Source organism: Brucella tritici (assembly GCF_008932295.1).
GTDB classification, from domain to species: domain Bacteria; phylum Pseudomonadota; class Alphaproteobacteria; order Rhizobiales; family Rhizobiaceae; genus Brucella; species Brucella tritici.
The window spans coordinates 1-3,241 of sequence record NZ_WBWA01000060.1 but is presented as its reverse complement, the minus strand read 5'-3'; the positions used below and the strand labels follow the sequence as shown (position 1 = coordinate 3,241).

Here is a 3,241-nt window from a genome sequence, read left to right as displayed (position 1 = left end):
GAGCCGCACACACAATTCGCTACCATCGCCTCGAAGCTTTCGATGCATGGAAAATTGCGGCCTGTTTCGCCTGAATATCTACGAGCCCCTGGCCTTTCCGGCCAGAGAAACTTAACGTGACAACACCGTCGATACTGCTTGCGATCTTTTGTTTGACATCATCCAGCTGGTCGCGCTGGTGGTTCAGAATGCCGAGCTGAATCTGGAGGTTGGCAACATGCGGATTAACCCAGCGGCCTTCTTCTGGCGCACCCGGTTTCGGGCTTATCTCGATCCATATCGGCTTACCGCTGTCAGCGAGCGCCTTGATCTTTTCCGGACCCGATAAACCATCGAGGTCCTGTGCAACCTCCGGCGAAACCTTAACAATTTGTCCGTTTCCAAGTTTCACTTCTACCGGCTTTTGTCCATCGGAAAGCAATCCGGCAGGGGGCTCCGGGGTGCCAGGGCCGTACTGGTCGATGGCTTCCTGCACCTTCTTGTCCATGCCTGTGATCTTTTTGTCGATCTCTCCGATGTTCACATCGACGCGTTTATCGAGCAGATTGTTAACATTGATCTTTGCTTGCTCGTAACCAGCGAGCGGATTGGGATTGGCGACGCACTGATAACCGTTTGATCCGGGCGCAGAGCTTGCCTGAAGCTCCCGCCACTGCTGGGCAAGCGGGCCGTTGCGCGCTTCATCGCTTGCGTTCTTGTCGTCGGGATCGGCAGTGATGTCGATCTTCAGCGTCTTGTGTTCGTACTTGATTTCCAGGACAAACTGTCCGTCGGCGTTCTGGATGACTTCGGCACTCCTGAACTTGCCGCTGAATTTTCCACCGGCGTCGGTAAATCCGTCCGGATCAAACTGGTGCGGGGCACGTTGTCTTTGTTGTTCGATTGTCTGATTTTCCAGAACGTCGTAATCGGCTTTCCCGCTCTTTTGCGAATAGTAGCTGGAATAGGCCTCGCTGAGTTGCAGGGCACCGTCGGTCTGGGTCTTGAATAGCGCCACTTGCGGTTCGACCCAACGCCATTCCGTCCTCACACTACCGTCTGGTTGGGTGACGTTAACCTGCACGGCTATCGAAGTAGCACTGGAAAGTGCATCGATCCCGCCATCTGCCGCGTTGTACGCCTCCGCAATGTCCGGCGACACCTTAACCGTCTGATCACCGATGTTGATTTCTACCGGCTCCTGGTTCTTTTTCAGCAGGTTGGGCGGTGGATTGTCCGATCCGGTTGTGAGAGCCATCATGTCGGCAAGCGCCTGATCACCTGCCTTGTTCTTTACGTCTGCCTGGGCCATCAGGTCGTTTACCTCAGCCCATGCAGCTTCACCCTTTTCGACCTCATCCTGGAAATTGTAATCACTGTCGGCTGCGACCACGACTGTGTCATTGCGACCCGGATAGTAACCCATATTAACACGCTTATCGATTGCCTGGTCGAGAAGCGTTTTGCCATCCTTATAAGCGTTATACGCCTCGGTAGCCTTGGTATGGGCATCGTGAGCGTCAGTCTGTAATTGCTTGGCGTCCTCCAGCGTGCCCGTCGGTTTGACCGGATTCCACTGAAACCCCAGAGGTTCGAGTTTCTCGTTTATTCCGGCCTGGGCGGCGTCGACAGCCTGCTTGTAGTCAGGATCAAGCAGGTATCTGTTGAGATCAGCATAGTTACTGCCAATCTGTGCCTTGGTCTCAGTCACCTGAGAAAGGGCAATATTCTCATCCTGAATTGCAGCAGCGACATCAGGGTGCATCCAGACCCACTGGCCGTTGACGGGATATGCAATCCATTTCTCGCCCGGAGGGATGCCAAACTTGGGAGGATCGCCGGCAGGGTCCAGTACGCCATCTCTTTCCGTTGGCGTTGCGGCAATGCCAGGAAGTTTAGGCCCGTCAGGATCCGCCGGATTGGTGATGCCATGATCATCGATAGCATCATTTTTCGCCTGCGTGGCATCGGTGGCGGTCTTCTCTTGTGCTTCCAGAAATTTATCCGCGAGCTGGCTTTCAGTAAAGGCCTTGGTGACTTCACCTTCCTTCTTTTCCGCAGCATCACTGCTGTTGGGATTGGCTTCAATCAAAGACTTGGCCAGTGCAGCTTCCGGACTGCCCTTTTCGAGTGTTATCGTATCGCCGGTCTGGTTATCCTTCAACGTAACAGTCCCGTCGGGGGCCGTGATCATGGTGTAGTCGTTCGCAGTCACCGACGTTGTTGTGGCCTCTTTGCCGTCTGCACCCTGTTGGGTGACGGTCTCTGTTACCCGACCGTTTTCATCTGTCTCATTATTCGTGATTTCACCGGTTTGCGTATTGGTAACAGTTTTTGTTGTCGCGCCAGTCGCGCCGTCTGTGGTTTCAACCGTAGTCACTGTATAGGACGGAGCAACGGGTCCCTGCACGCCCTCAGGAAGGCTGTTGTCGTGCACCTCCTGGGTGTAGGTCGTTTTGTCTCCGGTTTTGCTGTCTGTCAGAGTTACTGAAGTGGTGGTGCCATTGGTTGTCTCTTTGATTTCGACACCGGCTGCCAGCAATTCTGCGCGGACCTGATCGGCAGACAAGCCCCGTTCCTGGGCAATCTCCTCGACCGTCTTGCCGTCTTCGAGCGCGGTTTTAGTATCGGTGATATTCTGGTCAGCGGTTTTCAGAGAACCATTGTCGCCGGGCAATCCTGGGGCCGATTGCTTCGGATCCAGCTCGACTTTTTCACCATCTGGACCTGTTACAAAGGTTTGAACCGTGCCATCTGGCTTTATCGTCGTTTCGACTTTTGTACCGTTTTCATAACTGGTTTCGGTTTGCGTCTCGCCACTGTCGAGATCGTCCGTTTCCTTGGTGGTCGTCACGCCGGTTTCGGAATCGTAGCTGATTTCCTGCTTTCTTTCGCTCTCAGTGCGGATGGGCGACGTATCCGTGTCCCCGTCAGCCGTGGTTGTCACGGTGTAATGAGTGCCGTGTTGATAATCGACATTCTCGGTGACCGAGCGCCCCTGGCTATCGGTAATCGTTGTGACACGTGTGTCACCGTTCTGGCCCTGCGTAACAACAATCTCAGGAGGTTTTTCTCCGCCAAGCGCAGTCATGACAGCTTCACGCGTCATGCCTCGCTCCTGTGCTATTGTATCAATACTCTTGCCTTTGCCGAGATCGGCATGAATTTCGTTAGCAATCTCCGTAGGTGTTTTCTCGGTCTGTGTGGTCGAGACCGGCTTCACATCCGGCTGCTTTTGTGCTGGCGGTGGTGGCGGGGGAGG

General features: G+C 54.3%; 1 protein-coding gene. It reads right to left on the bottom strand.

Annotation, left to right across the window (positions count from 1 at the left end; all coding sequences use genetic code 11):
• Nucleotides 1-19: 19 nt before the first annotated feature.
• The coding region (locus tag F9K91_RS26120; RefSeq protein ID WP_167522286.1) for a hypothetical protein at nucleotides 20-3,241 on the bottom strand (3,222 nt) is incomplete at its 5' end.